At 67.8% G+C, this 19,209-nt stretch carries 15 protein-coding genes; 6 read left to right on the top strand and 9 right to left on the bottom strand.

All coding sequences use genetic code 11. From position 1 onward, the window contains the following. Positions 1–33 precede the first annotated feature (33 nt). Both AB1I47_RS14145 and AB1I47_RS14140 read left to right on the top strand, forming a co-directional pair. Positions 34–267, top strand: a complete 234-nt coding sequence (locus AB1I47_RS14145; protein ID WP_354684373.1) for a hypothetical protein — start codon at positions 34–36, stop codon at positions 265–267. A gap of 30 nt (positions 268–297) precedes the next feature. Next, positions 298–699, top strand: a complete 402-nt coding sequence (locus tag AB1I47_RS14140; protein ID WP_354684372.1) for a hypothetical protein — start codon at positions 298–300, stop codon at positions 697–699. Between the two features lie 82 nt (positions 700–781). On the opposite strand, the gene AB1I47_RS14135 is transcribed toward AB1I47_RS14140, so the two are convergent. The 5 genes from AB1I47_RS14135 to ribA all read right to left on the bottom strand — a co-directional run bounded on the left by AB1I47_RS14135 (position 782) and on the right by ribA (position 9,848). After that, positions 782–1,501: a BON domain-containing protein gene (locus tag AB1I47_RS14135; protein ID WP_354684371.1), complete on the bottom strand. Its 720-nt coding sequence runs from the start codon at positions 1,499–1,501 to the stop codon at positions 782–784. Further along, on the bottom strand, positions 1,485–2,381 hold the full coding sequence (locus tag AB1I47_RS14130; RefSeq protein WP_407935838.1) for an endonuclease/exonuclease/phosphatase family protein: 897 nt from the start codon (positions 2,379–2,381) through the stop codon (positions 1,485–1,487). Before AB1I47_RS14130 ends, AB1I47_RS14135 begins: the two co-directional genes overlap by 17 nt. Before the next feature lie 116 nt (positions 2,382–2,497). Then, positions 2,498–2,857, bottom strand: coding sequence for an endonuclease (locus tag AB1I47_RS14125; protein ID WP_354684369.1), 360 nt, complete (start codon positions 2,855–2,857; stop codon positions 2,498–2,500). A gap of 101 nt (positions 2,858–2,958) precedes the next feature. After that, on the bottom strand, positions 2,959–8,862 hold the full coding sequence (gene uvrA, locus AB1I47_RS14120) for an excinuclease ABC subunit UvrA (RefSeq protein WP_354684368.1): 5,904 nt from the start codon (positions 8,860–8,862) through the stop codon (positions 2,959–2,961). Positions 8,863–9,251: 389 nt separating this feature from the next. Beyond that, positions 9,252–9,848, bottom strand: coding sequence for a GTP cyclohydrolase II (gene ribA, locus AB1I47_RS14115; protein ID WP_354684367.1), 597 nt, complete (start codon positions 9,846–9,848; stop codon positions 9,252–9,254). Positions 9,849–10,140: 292 nt separating this feature from the next. Between ribA and AB1I47_RS14110 the strand changes: the two genes are divergently transcribed. Continuing rightward, positions 10,141–10,671, top strand: a complete 531-nt coding sequence (locus AB1I47_RS14110; RefSeq protein WP_354684366.1) for a riboflavin biosynthesis protein RibA — start codon at positions 10,141–10,143, stop codon at positions 10,669–10,671. A 27-nt stretch (positions 10,672–10,698) separates the two neighbouring features. Here AB1I47_RS14110 and AB1I47_RS14105 read toward each other — a convergent pair whose 3' ends face one another. Next, positions 10,699–11,169, bottom strand: a complete 471-nt coding sequence (locus AB1I47_RS14105; RefSeq protein ID WP_354684365.1) for an Lrp/AsnC family transcriptional regulator — start codon at positions 11,167–11,169, stop codon at positions 10,699–10,701. A 151-nt stretch (positions 11,170–11,320) separates the two neighbouring features. On the opposite strand from AB1I47_RS14105, the gene AB1I47_RS14100 reads away from it, so the two are divergent. After that, positions 11,321–11,665, top strand: a complete 345-nt coding sequence (locus tag AB1I47_RS14100; protein WP_354684364.1) for an AsnC family transcriptional regulator — start codon at positions 11,321–11,323, stop codon at positions 11,663–11,665. 18 nt (positions 11,666–11,683) lie between these two features. Here AB1I47_RS14100 and AB1I47_RS14095 read toward each other — a convergent pair whose 3' ends face one another. Then, a complete protein-coding gene (locus AB1I47_RS14095; RefSeq protein ID WP_354684363.1) occupies positions 11,684–12,607 on the bottom strand; it encodes a LysR family transcriptional regulator in 924 nt (307 codons plus the stop codon). Positions 12,608–12,716: 109 nt separating this feature from the next. On the opposite strand from AB1I47_RS14095, the gene metE reads away from it, so the two are divergent. Then, positions 12,717–15,098: a 5-methyltetrahydropteroyltriglutamate--homocysteine S-methyltransferase gene (metE, locus tag AB1I47_RS14090; protein ID WP_354684362.1), complete on the top strand. Its 2,382-nt coding sequence runs from the start codon at positions 12,717–12,719 to the stop codon at positions 15,096–15,098. A 103-nt stretch (positions 15,099–15,201) separates the two neighbouring features. On the opposite strand, the gene AB1I47_RS14085 is transcribed toward metE, so the two are convergent. Together AB1I47_RS14085 and AB1I47_RS14080 are read right to left on the bottom strand one after the other, a co-directional pair. Then, positions 15,202–16,617 (bottom strand): DUF1254 domain-containing protein, encoded by a 1,416-nt coding sequence (locus AB1I47_RS14085; protein WP_354684361.1) that lies wholly within the window; start codon positions 16,615–16,617, stop codon positions 15,202–15,204. A 224-nt stretch (positions 16,618–16,841) separates the two neighbouring features. Then, the gene (locus tag AB1I47_RS14080; RefSeq protein ID WP_354684360.1) at positions 16,842–17,219 is read right to left on the bottom strand and encodes a short-chain fatty acid transporter; all 378 of its coding nucleotides are present in this window, start codon (positions 17,217–17,219) and stop codon (positions 16,842–16,844) included. A gap of 273 nt (positions 17,220–17,492) precedes the next feature. Here AB1I47_RS14080 and AB1I47_RS14075 point away from each other — a divergent pair, with 273 nt between their 5' ends. Continuing rightward, on the top strand, positions 17,493–19,205 hold the full coding sequence (locus AB1I47_RS14075; protein ID WP_354684359.1) for an MBL fold metallo-hydrolase: 1,713 nt from the start codon (positions 17,493–17,495) through the stop codon (positions 19,203–19,205). The last annotated feature ends 4 nt before the right edge of the window (positions 19,206–19,209 follow it).

The raw sequence follows: 19,209 nt of genomic DNA, 5'->3' as shown, positions 1-19,209 counted from the left end.
ATCGACACCTTACCTGCAGACAAGGGAGACGCCATGAGCACCCATCGCCAGCCTGACCACGACACTACCCGACGCAGGACCGAGCCGCGTCCGGACCCCCACAAGGGCGGCCCGGACACCGAGCATGAGCGCGGCAAGCCCGGACGCGACCGCCGCCACGATGTCGAGCGCGAGCATGACATCCCGGACGAGAACGGCGAGCCGCCATCAGTCAGGCGGCCGGGCAGCAAGCCAGAGGAAAGCGAACCGCCGGTCGAGAACACCTGAAACCGCCGGCTACCTTGCACAGGAGAGACCATGAGCAAGACCGTACGTATCAGCGCGCGCCACGGTGACCGCGTGGGCGGCATCCCGGCCGGGCGCAGCGGCGCCCCGCATGCGGCCGCGGGCGGCAAGCGCTCGCGTGGCCAGACCGCCACGGGCGCCGCGCGCTCTGACGCCGGCAATATCCCGAGCACGCTGGACCCGGATCTCGACCAGGAGACCAACGATATCGAGGATGAAATCACCCACCGCGACGACGAGTCGCACATGCCGACGGAAGACGAAATTCCGGAAGAAGAGATTGCGGATGAAGTGGTGCGCGCCGCGGAAGGATTGCCGGCGGACATGCCGGTCGACAAGGCCGACCGCACCGACGACCGCGACGAGCAGCCGCCCCACCCGCCGCGCGGCGGGGAGAACACCGGCAAGGCCTGAGGCGGCGGCAGGCGCTGTGGCATAGCGGCGCTTCCCTGTAGTTTGCTGCAGGCAAGCGCCGCTGGCTTTGATGCCGTGCTTTTTACTCGGATGCGAGGATGCCGAAGGGCTGCACCCGGATATGGTTGATCACGTCCTGCACGCCGAAGACGCGCTCGGCCATTTCCTCGATTTCGTACTTGTCGCGGCGATCGGTGACGCTGCCTTCGAGCGTCACCACGCCGTCCTGCACGCGCACCGAGACTTCGCTGACATCGAGCGCCTGCTCGTGCGCAAGCCGGTTGCAGACCTCGTCATGCAGGCGATCGTCGTCGCGGCGGTAGTTCTTCGGGCCGGGCCGGCGCTGCCAGCCGGCTTCCGGGCGGTCCCATTCCGGCGGCGCGTAACGACCGTATTCGCGGCCGTATTCGTGGCCGTATTCACCACCGTAGCCGCCACCATATTCGCCGCGTGGCACCTCGCGCCAGCCACCATAGCCACCGCCTGACATACTGCGGCGGCGCGACCATTCATCCTCGTAACGCTCGTCGCCCGGGCCGCGGGCCGGATAGCGCCAGGGCTCGGCATATTCGCCGTACCGGCCTGATTCTTCGGCCTCAACCTCGCGGGTTTCGTCACGCGGCAAGCGCTCTGCGGTGTTGCCGTAGCGGCCCCCCGTCAGTTCGCGCTGGCGGCGATTGCGCGCATGCGCTGGAATGCCGCTATAGCCCTGTTCACTGCTACCGTACTGGCGCTCGGGCCGCCGGCGCAGGTAGTCTTCGTCACCGCCCGGGGGCGGGTATTCGTCATCGCTGTACCTCATCGCTTGCTCCTTGATAGCGGTGCGCTTCGATGTCGTTTCGTCTTGGTCCGGCCACCACTGGCACCTCGAAGCAGGCGAGCAGCGGCAGATGATCGGAGGCCACGCGCGCCAGCGGGCTGCGATGGCTGGCTACGGACACGAGGTGCGCGCGCGGCGATGCCCAGATGCGGTCGAGCGCGAACACCGGCAGGCGAGACGGGAACGTGGCCGTGTGCGGCGTGTGTTCGAAGTAGGCGTGCAGCCAGCGCAGCGGGCGGCCCCACAAGAACCACTCGTTGACATCGCCGAGCAGGATGGTCGGCAGTGGCGGCGCGGCGGCGATGTAGTTCAGCAGTTGCTGCACCTGATGGCGGCGCTCGCCGGGCCGCAAGCCCAGGTGCGTCGCAATCACGCGCAATTCGCTGGCGTGGCCGGAAGCCGTGCAGGCCAGCGTCACGTCGATGGCGCCGCGTGGCTCGCAGCCCTTCACCGTCAGGTCGAGCTGGTTGACCCCCTGCGGCTCGAACCGCGTCAGCAGCGCATTGCCGTAGTCCGCATTGCCGCGCACGCGCGTGAAACCCGAAACCACATGCAGGCCGGTATGCCCGGCCAGGTATTCCAGCGTGTGATCATGGCTGCTGCCGGATTCAACTTCCTGCAGCGCAACGATATCCGCGTCAAGCTCTTCCAGCACCGCGGCAATGCGGTCGGGGCGGTATTTGCGATCGGTGCCAACCGCGCGATGGATGTTGTAGCTGACCACCATCATCCGCGTCAGGTTGTCGGAACGCAGCGGGCCACACTGGGCCGCGGTGGAGACCCCGGACACCCGCGGCGCGTCGCCAGAATCACGCTGCTGCGCAGGATTTACAACGGGTGGTAAGTCCGGTTGCATTCGCATTGGCCGTGCCCTCTCTGCGTGAAGTGTGTCAGGTCAGGAAAGGGGTACCGGTCCGGCACGCTTGTGCGCCGGACCCGGTGTGGCTGGGGATGAAAGGCCAGAGAGGATTCCTTCGGTCAGGCACCGTCCAGGAATGGGTTCGGCTTGCCGACCTTGCGGCCCAGGTCGGGAGTTTCCCAGCGCGCGCCCTCCAGATACGGATCGGGGGTGCGCTGCAGGGTCGTGCCCGGCATGCCAGGCTGCGCCGGCACGGTCGAAGGCTGCGCCTCGGGCGCAGTGGCCGCGGGGGCCAGATCCTGACGCGTCGGCGCATTGGCGCCCTGGCTGTACGGGTCGAACTTGTCGGTGCTGCGCGCGCCCTGTGAATACGGGTCATACGTGCCGCGCGGCGTACCCGGTGCCTGCGCCATGGCGGGGATCGCGGCGGCGGCCAGGGCTACGGCGGCGAGGAGTTGGCTGGGTCGGAAATGCTTCATGGTTACCTCCGGTAGGGACGCAATGTGCGCGCCAGTAACCATGGGCAAGCGAAAGGCGTGCCCGTACGCCTCCCGCCTGCACCGTCATGCACTTCGCCGCCCTACACGATGTCCACCTCGCCCGCCTCCGCCGGCGTGCTGGCGCTGGTCTCGCCGTGCGCCCCACGCGCAAGTACGGGCACCAGCGCAGCGCCGGTATGGCTTGCCGCAATGCGCGACAACCGCTCCGGAGCGGCCGCGCCGACAATGGTGCCGCCGCCCGCGCCGCCTTCCGGCCCGAGGTCGATGATCCAGTCCGCCTCGGCAATCACGTCGAGGTCGTGCTCGATCACCACCACGCTGTGGCCACCGTCGGTGAGCCGGTGCAGCACGCGGATCAGCCGCGCCACGTCGGCCATATGCAGGCCCACGGTGGGCTCGTCCAGCACGTACAGCGTGTGCGGCGCCTTCTGGCCGCGGCGCGTGATGTCGTCGCGCACCTTGCTCAGCTCGGTCACCAGCTTGATGCGCTGCGCCTCGCCGCCCGACAGCGTCGGTGACGGCTGGCCGAGCGTCAGGTAGCCCAGCCCCACATCCTTCATCAACTGCAGCGGATGGGCGATGTTCGACATCGCGGAGAAGAACGCCACCGCCTCGTCGATCTCCATCGTCAGCACGTCGCCGATATTCTTGCCGCGCCAGGTAACCGCCAGCGTCTCGGGGTTGAAGCGCTGGCCATGGCAGACATCGCACGGCACCTTTACGTCCGGCAGGAAGCTCATGCCAATGGTGCGCACGCCCTGCCCTTCGCATGCCGGGCAGCGGCCGTCGCCGGTGTTGAAGGAGAAGCGCGACGCGGTGTAGCCGCGTGCGCGCGCTTCCAGCGTATCGGCGAACAGCCTGCGGATGGTGTCCCATACCCCGATATAGGTCGCCGGGCAGGAGCGCGGCGTCTTGCCGATCGGGGTCTGGTCGACTTCCAGCACGCGGTCGATCGATTCCCAGCCGGTAATGGCCTCGCAGCCATGCCAGTTGTGTTCGACGTTGAGCGCGACGTTGAGCGGTTTCTTCGCTGTTGACCTTGCCCCCCTGGCCTCGTCGTCCCTGGCCGCATTGCGCGCGCGGCGCGTCGCCGGCGACGACAGCACCGAGCGGCCCACCGCGTCGAGGAGGTTGGTCATCAGCACGTCGCGCGCCAGCGTCGACTTGCCGGAGCCGGACACACCGGTAATCGCCACCAGCCGCGACAGCGGAATGCGCGCGGTCACTTTGCGCAGGTTATGCAGCGACGCGCCATGCACGGTCAGCCATTCGGGCGGCTCGGCCGGCTTGCCGGCGGCGCCCGGCCTGACCGTGCGCCGTGGCTGCAGCGGGTGGATGATCGGCCGTGCGAGGAACCGGCCGGTGGTGGACGTCGGCGCCGCGGCGAGGTCATTCACGCCGCCCTGCGCCACCAGCGTGCCGCCGCGCTTGCCCGCGCCCGGGCCGATATCGATGATATGGTCGGCGCGGCGGATGGTGTCTTCGTCATGCTCGACCACCACCAGCGTATTGCCCTTGTCGCCGAGCTTGCGCAGTGCGTTCAGCAGGATCTGGTTGTCGCGCGGATGCAGGCCGATGGTAGGCTCGTCCAGCACGTAGCAGACGCCCTGCAGGTTGCTGCCGAGCTGAGCGGCCAGGCGGATGCGCTGCGCTTCGCCGCCCGAGAGGCTCGGCGCGGCGCGGTCCAGGCTCAGGTAGCCCAGGCCCACTTCTTCCAGGAACTGCAGGCGGCTGCCGATCTCGCTGACCACGTCGCGGGCGATCTCGGCATCGCGGCCGGTGAGGCGCAGGCCCTCGACCCAGCGGCGGGTATCGGATACGGTCCATTGGGCCACATCGACGATGGCGTTGTCATCGAACGTCACCGCGCGCGCGACCGGGTTCAGGCGCGTGCCGTTGCAGTCCGGGCACGGCGTGTCGCCCACCCCTTCGGGTTCCTGCTCCTCGGACGGCAGGCTCTGCTCGCGCCCGCGGTTGTCTTCGACCAGCACGGTATCGTCGTAGGCCGCGCGCTGCTCGCGCGTCAGCGCCAGGCCCGTGCCGACGCAGGTGCCGCACCAGCCGTGCTTGCTGTTGTACGAGAACATGCGCGGATCCAGCTCCGGATAGCTGGTGCCGCACACCGGGCAGGCACGCTTGGTCGAGAACACCTTGACCTCGCCCACGTGCGCGGTGCCGCCATTGGTCATGGCATGGTCCAGCCCGTCGAGCGGCGCCAGCAAGTGCATTACCCCCTTGCCGGCTTCCAGCGTCTGCGCCAGCAGTGCGCGCAACTGGCCCTCGTTCTCCGGCGAGATCACGAGATCTCCGACCGGCAGTTCGATGGTGTGCTCGCGGAAGCGGTCCAGCCGCGGCCACGGGTCCACCGGCAGGAACTCGTCATCCACGCGCAGGTGCGTGTTGCCGCGCGCCTTGGCCCATTTGGCGAGATCGGTATAGACGCCCTTGCGGTTGACCACCAGCGGCGCCAGCAGGCCCACGTGCAGGCCGCGATGGTCGCGCAGCAACTGCGCGGCGATCGATTCCGGGCTTTGCGAGGTCACCGGGGCGCCGTCATGCACGCAGTGCTGGATGCCCAGCTTGACGTACAGCAGGCGCAGGAAGTGCCAGACCTCGGAGGTGGTCGCCACCGTGCTCTTGCGGCCGCCGCGCGACAGGCGCTGCTCGATCGCCACCGTGGGCGGGATGCCGTAGACGGCATCGACTTCGGGCCGGCCCGCCGGCTGCACGATCGAGCGCGCATAAGCGTTGAGCGATTCCAGGTAGCGGCGCTGCCCTTCGTGGAACAGGATGTCGAACGCCAGCGTCGACTTGCCCGAGCCGGACACGCCGGTCACCACATTGAACTTGCCGTGCGGGATATCAACGTTCAGCGACTTCAGGTTGTGCTCGTGCGCATTGACGATGCGCACCACGTCCTCGCCCTCCACTTCGCGACGGGCGCGACGTGCCTGCAACGCGGCCTGCAGCGGGATGCCTTCGCTGTCGGCGCGTCCTGCCGCCAGCATGCCGGCTTCGCCCAGCGCGCCGTCATAGTGGATCAGCGCCTGGCCGGTATGCGATTCGGCGCAACCCTTGACGTCGTCCGGCGTGCCGGTGCAGACCACGCGCCCGCCGGCGTCGCCGCCTTCCGGGCCCAGGTCGATCAGCCAGTCCGCCGCGCGGATCACGTCCAGGTTGTGCTCGATCACGATCAGCGAATGCCCGCCGTCGAGCAGCTTGCCAAAGGCGCGCATCAGCTTGGCGATATCGTCGAAATGCAGGCCGGTGGTCGGCTCGTCGAACATGAACAACCGGCGCGGCACGCTGCTGGGCCTGGTTCGCGACGGCGTGGCCTGCGCGGCCTCGGCCAGGAAGCCGGCCAGCTTCAGGCGCTGCGCCTCGCCGCCCGACAGCGTCGGCACCGGCTGGCCCAGCTTCATGTATTCCAGGCCGACATCGACGATCGGCTGCAGCACGCGCAGCACCGCGGCATCGCCGGCAAAACAGGCGGCGGCTTCGCTGACGGTCAGCTCCAGCACATCGGCAATGCTCAGCGCGCGCGGCGGCTGGCCGGCGACGGCGCGCTCGATCTTGACTTCGAGCACTTCGGGGCGATAGCGGGTGCCGTCGCAGTCCGGGCAGCGCAGGTACACGTCGCTGAGGAACTGCATCTCGACATGCTCGAAACCCGAGCCACCGCAGGTGGGGCAACGCCCGTCGCCGGAGTTGAAGCTGAAGGTGCCGGCGGTATAGCTGCGCTGCAGCGCCATCGGCGCCTTGGCGAAGATCTTGCGGATCTCGTCGAATGCGCCGACATAGCTGGCCGGATTGGAACGCGCGGTCTTGCCGATCGGCGACTGGTCGACGAAGACCACATCATCGACATGTTCCACACCGTTCAGCTGGCGATACGCGCCCGGCGCTTCGGTCGCCTTGCCGAAATGCCGCGCCATCGCGGGATGGAGCACATCCTGCAGCAGCGTGGATTTGCCCGAGCCGGACACACCGGTGACGCACACCAGCCGCTGCAGCGGGATCTTGATCGTGACGTCCTTCAGGTTGTGCTGGGTGGCGCCCTCCAGCACGATGCGCGGCAGCTTGTCGTCCACGGGGCGGCGCTGCCAGTGCGACGCATCGGCAACGCGGCGGCGCCCGCCCAGGTATTCGCCGGTCAGCGTGCCGCCGTTGCGGATATCCGCCGGCGTGCCGTCGAAGACGATATTGCCGCCGCGCTCGCCCGGGCCGGGGCCCATGTCGATCAGGCGGTCGGCCGCCAGCATCACCGAAGGGTCGTGCTCCACCACCACCAGCGTGTTGCCGGCATCGCGCAGCCGGTGCATGGCCTCGACGATGCGGTTCAGGTCGCGCGGGTGCAGACCGATGCTGGGCTCGTCCAGCACGAACAACGTATTGACCAGCGACGTGCCGAGCGCGGTGGTCAGGTTGATCCGCTGCACCTCGCCGCCCGACAGCGTGCGGCTCTGGCGGTCCAGCGTCAGGTAGCCCAGGCCCACGTCGCACAGGTATTTCAGGCGCGTGCGCACCTCGGCCAGCAGCAGCTTGAGCGCATCGTCCAGCATCGCGCTGGGCAGCGTCAGTTCGTCGAAGAAGCGACGGATGCGCTCGATCGGCAGCAGCATCAGGTCGTGCACCGTCAAACCCGGCAGCGCCTGCAGCTGCGAGCGGTCCCAGTCGACGCCGCGCGGCAGGAAGCGGCGCTCCGGCACCAGCACCGCATCGGCATTGTCCTTCGAGCCCAGGCGCCACAGCAGCGATTCGGTCTTCAGGCGCGCCCCGCCGCAGGTTTCGCACGGGGTGTAGCTGCGGTACTTCGACAGCAGCACCCGGATGTGCATCTTGTAGGCCTTCGACTCCAGGTAGCTGAAGAACCGCATCACGCCGTACCAGTGTTTGTTCCACTGGCCATTCCAGTCCGGCGACCCATGGATGACCCAGTGGCGCTCGGCCTCGCTCAGGTCGGCCCAGGGAAGGTCGCGCGGGATGCCCGCCTTGGCGGCATAGCGCATCAGGTCATCCTGGCACTCCTTCCAGGCCGGCGTCTGCATCGGTTTGATCGCGCCCCCGCGCAGCGTCTTGCGCGCGTCGGGGATCACCAGCCCCAGGTCCACGCCGATCACGCGGCCGAAGCCGCGGCAGGTTTCGCAGGCGCCGTAGGCGGAGTTGAACGAGAACAGCGCCGGCTGCGGCTCGGCATAGCGCAGGTCGCTGTCCGGGCTGTGCAGCCCGGTGGAGAAGCGCCAGACCGGGCCGTCATCGCCGTCGCTCAGCACGTAGATATTGACGCGGCCGCCGCCGCGCTTGAGCGAGGCTTCGATGGCCTCGACCACACGCACCTTCTCGGCGTTGCCGATGCGGAAGCGGTCGGCCACCACGTCGAGCAGCTTGCGCGCACCGGTCGGTGACTGCACCACGCGCTGTGCCTGCACGCGGGTATAGCCGCTGACGGACAGCCATTGCTGGACCTCCTCGTCGGTGGCCGATTCCGGCAACTCGACCGGGAACGTCACCACCAGCCGCGCGTCGTGATGCGGCTGGCCCACGGCGGTGCGTGCCTGCAGTTCGGTGTAGATGGTCTCGGGCGAATCGTGACGGACCGGCTGCGCGGTCTGCTTGTCGAACAGCTCCGCCGCGCGCGCATAGAGCAGCTTCAGGTGGTCGTTCAGCTCCGTCATCGTGCCCACGGTCGAGCGCGAGCTGCGCACCGGGTTGGTCTGGTCGATGGCGATGGCCGGTGGCACGCCGTCGACGCGGTCCACCTGCGGCCGGTCCATCCGGTCCAGGAACTGGCGGGCGTAGGCGCTGAAGGTCTCGACGTAGCGGCGCTGGCCTTCGGCATAGAGCGTGTCGAACACCAGGCTGGACTTGCCCGACCCCGATGGCCCGGTGACCACGGTCATCTCGCCGGGGCGCAGGTCGAGATCGACGTCCTTCAGGTTGTGCTGGCGCGCGCCGCGAATGCGGATTAGCTGCTTGCTCGACACGTTTTCTCTTTCGAAGCGTTAAGGGAGAGGCGGGCGGTCCGGCGGCCACTTTCAGGCGCGGCTGCCCGGCAAGGGAACCACCATAGCACAGGGGTTGGACTGGTTCTGGCCAGTCCCGCCTCGAAGCGCTGAGACGACGGTGACCACTGTACATCCATACAGTCTATCAGCTTGGCGGCAGACAACCCGCTCTTATGCGCGCGTGTCCGGCCCCCGATCGGACCATAGAGTTCGAGATCTGCCTGGTAAAAGCCGCCCGGCTCTCTTCCGAGCCAGCACGGCAAGGGCGGCGAGAAACCAGAGCATTGTTCCGCGGTAAACCCGACACGAAAAATGGAGCGCCGATGGGAGTCGATCACTCCATGTGGGCCGTGGCGGAGGCGCGCCGCTCAATCGAGCAAATGCCCCATGCGCGTACGCTTGGTCGCCAGGTATTTCTCGTTCTCGGCGTTGGACGGCACGATATGCCGCATTTGCTCGACCACCTTGATGCCGGCCTTTTCCAGCGCAGCAGCCTTGAGCGGATTGTTGCTCATCAGGCGCACGGACCTGACCTCCCACTGGTGCAGCAGGTCGGCGGCAAAGGCGTAGTTGCGCGCATCGATCGCCTGGCCCAGCGCCAGGTTGGCGTCGACCGTGTCGAGCCCGCCGTCCTGCAGCCGGTACGCGCGGATCTTTTCCGCCAGGCCGATGCCGCGCCCTTCGTGGCCGCGCAGGTACAGCAGGATGCCGCGGCCTTCGGCGGCAATCTTCTGCATGGCAAGCTCGAGCTGCGGACCGCAGTCGCAGCGGCAGGAACCGAAGACATCTCCGGTCAGGCATTCGGAATGCATGCGGATCAGGACGTCATCGCCTGACACGTCGCCCACGCTCAGCGCGAGGTGTTCGATGCCCGAATGGGCGCCCTTGAAAGCGTGCGCCGTAAAGTCGCCGAACCGGGTCGGCAGGCGCGCCGAATCGATCAGCTCAATTTCTGTGTCATTCATACCGGAATTCGTGGTCATTCGTGCCCGGGCGGCCCGGCACCGGCGACATTATGAGCGGAATTGGAGGTTCGCGCTCGGTTTGCCCGGCCGACCGTGGCGGCAGACAGGCAAATCGACCGCGGATCGGTCGTCGGTCAATTCCTACAGCAGTACGCGCTGTCCACTTATGCAGACGCTTCAAACGGGTCTATAGACTCGTATGCAAGGACACGGCCCCCGGGGCCTCGCCAGGGTCTCCGATGCGCATCGCGCATCACCTGGCGGCTACCGCGGGCCCAGGCAGGAGTTCGCCATGACGGTTAATCCTTTGAGCGCGGAAGCAGCGAGTACAAAGATCGCGGCATTGTTTGACACCAAGTCGGCCGCCAGCAACGCCGCCGAACGCGTCTGCTATGAGGCACACCTGAAGCGCGGCCAGGTCAGGCTGGTTCATCCCTATGAGGCACATTTCGGCCGCAAGCTGGAGCCGGAGAACGACGGCATCGTCAAGACCGCAGTGCGCTCGCACCTGATGATGGGGGCGCTGGGCGCGGTGATCGGACTGGCCGTGGTCGGCATCCTGCACCGTCAGGAGGTCGAGGCGGTGATGCAGAACCCGGGGGCCGCGATGGGCGCCGCCATCTTCCTGGGCGTGGTATTCGGCATGCTGCTGGCCGGCCTGGTGACGGCGCGGCCCGACCACCAGCTTGTGATCGCGCCGGTGCGCGAAGCCGTGCAGCACGGACGCTGGGCGCTGGTCGTCCATGCCACCACGCCGCAGCAATGCAATGAGGCGATGCGGGCATTGCGCAATACCACGGGCGAAGTGCTGAGGACCGCGTAGGGTTATCGCGCACCATGACCGCGGCAGTCAAGGCTCGACCGAGGGCTCGCGCTTGAGCGTGCGCAGCACGAAGGTCGAGCGGCTGTGGCGCAGGCCGGGCAGCTTGTACAGCTTGTGCCGCAAGAACTCCTCGTAGCCCTGCGTCCCAGCCACCGCGACCTTGATCAGGTAGTCATAGTCGCCGGTCAGCAGGTAGGCCTCCATCACTTCCGGCAGTTCCGCCAGCGCCTTGCCGAAGCGGTACAGCATGTCGTCGTCATGCCGCTCCAGCGTGACCTCGATCAGCACGGTATCCGGCAGCCCCAGCGCCTTCTGGTTCAGCAGCGCAGCGTAGCCCTCGATCACCCCACTCTCTTCCAGCGCGCGTACCCGGTTCCAGCACGGCGTGGCGGACAACCCGACCTGTTCGGCCAGCCGGGCATTGGACAGGCGGCCGTCGCGCCGCAGTTCGCGCAGGATGCGCCGGTCGGTGTCGTCGAGTTTGGGTTGCTGGGCCATGCCGCCATCCATGAAAGAATGAATATCTATGTATTGTGACATAAGGAGATATTAATTCTCCACTGATGGTAGATTTGGAGAGAATAAAGAAGCCAATTTTGCGGTGCCGCTGGTAAATTAACTTCATCGACATACCAGCCGGAAACGCCACATGCCCGCCACTGCCCTTCCTACCCTGCGACTTTCGCTCCGACTCGACACCGCCGACCTGTTCGGCGCCATGGAATGGGTACTGGCCAATGCCCGGCGCACCGGGCTGGCGCCGGCGCAGCTTGGTTTCGATGCGAGCCGGCAGGCGGTGCTGCACGCCACGATGACGGCGGATGACGTGAATCTGCTGTGGCTGTTTTTGCGCCGGCTGGACAACGGCTGCGACGTCGAACTGCTGGTCGCCGATGTGGACGACCCGGATGGCGACGATATCGTGGCGGAACCGGCCCCGCCGGCCATCAGCCGGCACGCCGGCAACGACACCGCCGTCGCTCTCTCTGCCTGAGCAAGGCCACCAGGCTGACTAGGCCGCCTCCGGCAGCAGCGCGATGCCGTCGAGCTGCGCCGCGCAGGTATCGCGCACGATCGAGACAAAGTCCGCCACGTAGGGCCGCTGCGCCATTGCCGCCGGCACCGTGGCGTAGAGCTCGCTCCACAGCCCCCTCGCGCCAATGCGTTTGGCCAGCACGTAGTCGTGGTCGACGTAGTTTTTGACGCCCCAGTTCGGCAGCGCCGCCACGCCGCGACGGCTGGCCACCAGCTGGAGCACGGCCACGGTCAGTTCGGCGGTGCGGCGCTCCAGCCGGATGCCCGCGGGCTCCAGCACCTCGCGGATCAGGTCGATGCGCTGTTCCGGCACCGGGTAGGTGATCAGTGTTTCGCCGGCCAGGTCGGCGGCTTCAATGCGGCGCTTGTTGCGCAGCCGGTGTTCGTTGGCGATTACCGCCAGGATCTCGAAGCGGAACAACGGCGCCACTTCCAGCCCGCGCCGCATGGCCGGCTGCGAGCCGATCACCATGTCGGCGCGGCCGTCGCTGAGCAGCGCGATGGGATCGGCGTGGAAGCCCGCCACCAGATCGACCTCCACCTCCGGCCAGCGCCGGCGGAATTCATCCATCACCGGCATCAGCCAGTCGAAGCAGGTATGGCATTCCAGCACCACGCGCAGCTCGCCGCGGGTGTCGCCCTTGAGCCGTTCGATATCGCGGTCAGCCGCGCTGACCGCGGCCAGCACCTCGCGCGCCAGCGCCAGCAGGCGCTCGCCCGCTGGCGTGAAGCGCAGGCCTTGCCGGGTCCGGTCGAACAGCGGCAGCCCGTAGTGCGCTTCGATTGCCTTGATCTGGTGCGACAGCGCCGACTGGCTGACATGCACGCGCTCGGCGGCGGTGGCGAGCTTGCCGGATTCGGCGATCGCCACCAGTGAGCGGAAATGGCGGACCTCGATCATGCCCCGCCCTTGATATGAGATAGATTCATACGTTGTTTAAAACTTGTCGCTTGATTCATTTTACGGGCAAACCGACACTGTGCGCCAGACATCTTCCGGAGCAAGACTCATGGCACGCACCCATATCCTCGGCTTTCCCCGCATCGGCGAACGCCGTGAACTGAAATTCGCGCAAGAGGCCTTCTGGCGCGGCGAACGCACCGAGGCCGAGCTGCGCGACGTGGCCGCGCAACTGCGCCGCCGCCACTGGCAACTGCAGGCCGAGCGCGGTCTGGACACCGTCGCCACCGGCGACTTTGCCTACTACGACCAGATGCTGAGCCTGACCGCGCTGCTGGGCGCGCTGCCGCAACGCTTCGGCTTCGATGCGGCACAGCTCACGCTGACGCAGTATTTCGCGCTGGCGCGCGGCAACCGCGAGCAGCCGGCGATGGAAATGACCAAGTGGTTCGATACCAACTACCATTACCTGGTCCCCGAGCTGGATGCCGATACCACCTTCGACGGCGGCCCGGCGTGGTTCTTCGAGGAAACCGACGAGGCGCTGGCGCAGGGCCTGCGCGCGCGTCCGGTGCTGATCGGCCCGGTGACCTACCTGTGGCTGTCCAAGAGCCATGTGGCAGGCTTTGACCGCCTGACGCTGCTGCCGAAGCTGGTGCAGGCCTATCGCCGCATTCTCGGTCAACTGAAGGCGCGCGGCATCGAGTGGGTGCAGATCGACGAGCCCGCGCTGTGCCTGGACCTGGAACCGGCATGGCTCGACGCCTTCGATACCGCCTACGCCGGCCTGCGCGATGCGGGTCCCAAACTGCTGCTGGCTACCTACTTCGACACCGCCGCCGACCACGCACAACGTGCCGCCGCACTGCCCGTCGACGGCTTCCATATCGACCTGGTGCGCGCACCGGAACAACTGTCCGCCTGGCAGGCCGCGCTGCCCGCGCATGCGGTGCTGTCGGCGGGCGTGATCGACGGCCGCAATATCTGGCGCACCGACCTGCGCCGCGCGCTCGACACGCTGCGCCCCGTGCATGCCGCGCTGGGCGACCGGCTGTGGCTGGCGCCGTCGTGCTCCCTGCTGCATGTGCCGGTGTCGCTGGCACATGAAGCGCGCCTCGATGCCGAGCTGAAGTCATGGCTGGCCTTCGCCACCGAGAAGCTCGATGAACTGTCGCTGCTGGCGCGCGCGCTGAACGAGGGCGATGCGGCGGTGGCGGCAGAACTGACCGCATCCGACGCCGCCCAGGCCTCGCGCCGCCAGTCGCGCCGCGTGGTCAACCCGCGCGTGCAGCAGCGGCTGGCTGATGTGACCGCCGACATGGCCAGGCGCAACAGCCCGTTTGCCGAACGCATCGAACGCCAGCGCCAGGCGCTGCAGCTGCCGTTGCTGCCGACCACCACCATTGGCTCGTTCCCGCAGACCGCGGCCATTCGCCAGACCCGCGCCGCCTTCAAGCGCGGCGAACTGGGCGCGCTGGAATACCTGGAGCGCATCCGCGCCGAAATCGTGCTGGCGGTGCGCAAACAGGAAGCGCTGGGCCTGGACGTGCTGGTGCATGGCGAAGCCGAGCGCAACGACATGGTCGAATACTTCGGCGAGCAGTTGTGCGGCTACGGCTTTACCGAGAACGGCTGGGTGCAGAGCTACGGCTCGCGCTGCGTCAAGCCGCCTGTCATCTACGGCGACGTGTACCGTCCCGAGCCGATGACGGTCGATACCGCGCGCTACGCCCAGTCGCTGACCGAGCGCCCGATGAAGGGCATGCTGACCGGCCCGGTCACCATGCTGCAATGGTCCTTCGTGCGCGACGACCAGCCCCGCGCCACCACCGCGCGCCAGCTCGCGCTGGCAATCCGCGACGAAGTGTGCGACCTGGAACAGGCCGGCATCCGCGTGATCCAGATCGACGAGCCGGCGCTGCGCGAGGGCCTGCCGCTGCGCCGCGCCGACTGGGACGCCTACCTGGACTGGGCCGTCACGGCGTTCCGCCTGTCAGCCAGCGGCGTAAAGGACCAGACCCAGATCCACACGCATATGTGCTATGCGGAGTTCAACGACATCCTGCCGTCGATCGCGGCGATGGACGCCGATGTGATCACCATCGAGACTTCGCGCTCGGCGATGGAACTGCTGGAAGGCTTCGGCGAGTTCGACTACCCGAACGAGATCGGTCCGGGCGTCTACGACATCCACTCGCCGCGCGTGCCGTCGGTGCAGGCGATGGAGCGGCTGCTCAACCGCGCCTGCGAGGTGGTGCCGCCGCAGCGGCTGTGGGTCAATCCCGACTGCGGCCTGAAGACGCGTGGCTGGGAGGAAACCGAAGCGGCGCTGGCCAATATGGTCAGCGCGGCCCGGGCGCTGCGCGAGCAGTGGTCCGCGCCGGCGGCGATGGCGTGGAAGCGCGTCGGCAAGGCAGCCCCTGCCGCGGCTGCGGCCGCGGCGCGCCATGACAGCGCCACGTGCACGGCCTGCGCCACGCAGGCGCACTGAGCCTGACAGACCCGGCACCAAGACAAAAGGCCGCATGCCCGCGAGGGCATGCGGCCTTTTTTGGCTTTAGCGCGGCGTACTGCCGCAGCGCGAAAAATCCGTCTCAGTTCACCCGCATCACCGCGGGCGGCATCCAGCTGCCGTCCAGCAGCGCCTGCTCAGGCCAGTAGGCGCGCAGCATCATGTTCAGCCCATCTGGCGGTGCCGGCAGCCAGTTCGATACCTTCGATGCGGGCGGCCGCTCGTGCTGGATATAGAGGTCGAGCGAGCCGTCGCGGTTGTAGCGCAGGCGATCGCGGCTGCCGATGGCATAGCGATTGATCGGGTTGGGGATAAACGCCTGCCGGTCGTTGTACAGCGTCAGCGACCAGAACGCGCGTGCCGGCGGCAACTGGCCCTTGTCGAAATGCAGCACATAGCGCGCCCCGCCCTGCAGCGGCTTGCCGTTGGCATCGGTGCGCGTGGAAGCGTAGACCGCATCCTCCGGCAGGTTGGCGCCCAGCCCCACCCATGCGGTCATGGCGCGGCGGCCGTAGTTGGTGCCGTAGTTGCCCAGGTCGCGGTGCATGACCCAGCCATTGCCGGCATCGGCATTGCCCTTGCGCGCCCACTGCGCGATGGCCGCCAGCGCGGCAGTGGCGCCTTCCTGCACCGCGCGCGCGGTGGAGGGTTCCATCACCGTGGTCTTGAACGGCACGCCGGGCTTGATGCCCATGCGCCGGATCTTGTCGACCATGGCGCTGTCGGCGGGTGCCGGCGGGTTGGTCGGCAGCAGCGCGGCAAAGCGCGTGAAGAACGCCTGCGCGTCCATGGCGGCCACCTGTTCCACCGGCGAGCTCTGCGTATCGACGCCGGCCGCGCGCGGCGCGGGCTTGTCCGGCACACGCCGGCCGCCGCCCCAGGCCGACAGCGGCGTCAGCCGGTACTGGTCCTGCAGCCGGTGCACCGCGGTGAAGTCCTGCTTGCCGTTGGCCTGCGTGCGGCCGACCAGCCAGACCATCGACGTGGGCGAGCGGATTTCCTGCATGCCCCTGGGCAGCGTGCCGCGCCAGTCAGGCCCGGTGATGACGAAATTGCCACGGCGGGTGCCGGTGGTGCGCTTGCCCGGCGACGCGAACACATTGGTCCACGCGTCCATCATCGGCATCAGGTAATAGCGGCCGTTGGTATCGGGCACCGACAGGATCACCGGCCCCTGCGACAGGTCAAGCCAGGCCGACGAGTACAGCGTGTCGGCATTGGGGCTGGCCACGTCGGTAAAACTGGCGTCCGGGAAGGTACGCTTGTGGTGGAAGGTATTGACCGGCGTGCGCGCCGTCATCAGCTCGCGCGTCACGTCCATCAGCACCATCGGATAGGCGTAGGTGAAGACCTCGGCCGACAAGGTCTTCATGGCCTGGTCGGACGGCGGCTGCTCGGCGACGAACGGGTTGGCGGCGTTATTTGGCGCGGAAGCGCAGCCGGACAGCATGACGGCGAACGCGACCGCGCTCGCCAGTAGACGAAAGGAAGGCTTCATGACCCCGATTCCCAATATTCTTGCGGCGGGTCCGGGCGGTGCGGCGATGACTGCCGGCATGTCGTCCCGGAGGCGCATCTGTATCGCCCGCATCTTGGCCGCGCACCGGCTTCATGTCAATTCCCGCGGGGGGGATAGCGAGCGGGCGCACCGGAGAAGACAGATCCGCTGCTAAATTTGGACTAAGGAAGCTCAGGCGCATCTGCAGCTCACGCCTTCGCCGATCAATAACGCATCTGCACATCCTCCACCCTCCCCGTGCGCGCGTTGTACAGGCACGCATAGTGAAACCCGATCGACGACGAGCTGTCATCCGGCTCGAACACGCCATCGCCATTGACGGAAGTCTGGGCGTTCGGGCGGTGGTAGTACTGCTCGCGGTCGGCCATCAGCATCACGCTGCCTGGCTGGGGATAGCGGCGCTTGAGCGCTTCGGCCACGGCCGGTTCGCAGGCGACCGAGGCGGCCTTGGCTACGGCCTGCGGATCGACCGTGATGCGGGTGGTGGGCGGTGGCAGCGGACGCCGCACCATGGGCGGTGGCGTTTCGCAGGCGGCCAGCAAGAACGCCACGGGCAGGCACAGGGTTAAAGCTCGGATCACGCGGAACTCCTACGGGGTGCGCCAGCGCATCCTGCGCGGCTTGCGCCGGCCATCGCGGCCCCAAAAAGTGAAGCGGAGCTATCAGGTTACTGCGTCTGGCCCGAAAAGCCAAAGTCCAGCCGGCTCCCGGGCATCCCGCCCGCGACCGGAAATCCCGGGGAAAGCGAATCGTTCAACGCGGCTACACTATGGGCTTCCCGGCTCCCCCGCACCCCGGCCCGACCAGGCTGGCCCTGCGCCCGCGCCGCAAAGCACACCCAAGATGCCGACACAATGACAATCACAGAGACAAGCGGCAACCGCCCTGCCACCCCCACTGCCCGACCCACCCCGCTGCTGCGCAATGCCGCCAGCCTGCTCGTCGTGCGCGATGCGCCCGGCGGCATGGAAGTGCTGATCGTGCGCCGCGTCGAGCGCGCCAATGACCGCAGCAGCGGCGCCTATGTCTTTCCCGGCGGCACGCTCGACGCGCAGGACAAGGTGCTGCACGCGCATGCCCATGGCCTGGACGATGCGATTGCCAGCGAACGGCTCGGCCTGCTGGCCCATGGCCTGGACTTCTATGTCGCCGCGCTGCGCGAATGCTATGAAGAGGCCGGCCTGCTGTTCGCCTATGATCGCGACGGCCGGCTGCAGTCGCCGCATGCACTCGACGCGGCCGCGCAGGCGCTGCTGCGCGACGCCGTACAGCGCAGCGGCCCCGGCCTGGCGCATGCGTGCGAGCAGCTCGGCCTGCGGCTCGCGGCCGACCGGCTCGCCTATCACAGCTACTGGCTGACCCCGCCCGGCCTGCCCAAGCGTTTCGATACGCGCTTCTTCGTCGCGATCGCGCCGGAAGGTCAGGAGGTCGTGCCCGACGGCAGCGAAATCGTCGAACACCGCTGGATCCGTCCGGCCGAAGGCGCCGATCCGGCCAGCGGCCTGCCGATGATGCACGTCACGCGCCGCACGCTGGGCTCGATCGCGCAGTTCGAGACTGCCGAGGCCTGTTTTGCCTACTTCGCGCAATTGCGCGGCATCGCCTGCATCATGCCGCGGCTGGCCACCGGCGCAGCGGGTGTACGCCCGGTGATGCCCAACGAGCCGTGCTACGCGGAGATCGGCCGTATCGATCCGGATGGCAGCAAGGTGCACGGCCGCTATGAGCTGGCGCCCGGCGTGCCGGTGCAGTTGTCCGAGCGCATCTGGCGCGTGACCGCCAACAACGGCAGCGTGATGACCGGTCCGGGCACCAACACATACCTGGTCGGCGGCGGCGCGCGCAATGAATGGGCGGTGATCGATCCCGGCCCCGACGATGGCGAACACGTGCGCGCCATTCTCGAAGCCGCGCCCGGGCCGATCCGCTGGATCCTGGCCACGCACACGCACCTGGACCACTCGCCCGCGGCCGCGGCGCTGCAGGCGGCCACCGGCGCCACCGTGATGGGCCGCGCCGCGCCGGCGGGACAGTGGCAGGACACGACCTTCGCGCCGCAGCGCGAAGTCATGCATGGCGAGCGCATTGCGCTGGGCGACCACTGCACGCTGCGTGTCTGCCATACGCCGGGACACGCGTCCAACCACCTGTGCTACCTGCTGGAGGAAGAGAAGACCCTCTTCACCGGCGACCACGTGATGCAGGGTTCGACCGTCGTCATCGGGCCGCCCGACGGCGACATGCGCGCCTACCTCGATTCACTGGCCGCCTTGCAGGCGGAAGACCTGGAGTGGCTGGCACCGGGGCATGGCTTCCTGATCGCCCGCCCGCAGGACACCATCCGCATCCTGATCCGGCACCGGCTGCAGCGCGAGGCCAAGGTGGCCGGCGCACTGCGCGAGCTGGGGCCCGCGCCGCTCGGCGAGCTGGTGGTGCGCGTCTATGACGACGTGCCGCCGCGCATGCACCCGGTTGCGCAGCGATCCCTGCTGGCGCACCTGTTGAAGCTGCGCGACGAAGGCAAGGCGCAGGAGATCGATGGGCTCTGGTCGGAGGTCGCGGCATAGCGGG

The organism is Cupriavidus necator, assembly GCF_040578825.1.
GTDB lineage: Bacteria > Pseudomonadota > Gammaproteobacteria > Burkholderiales > Burkholderiaceae > Cupriavidus > Cupriavidus necator_E.
Note: the sequence above shows the minus strand (reverse complement) of the source record. Positions and strands in the feature narration are given on the sequence as shown.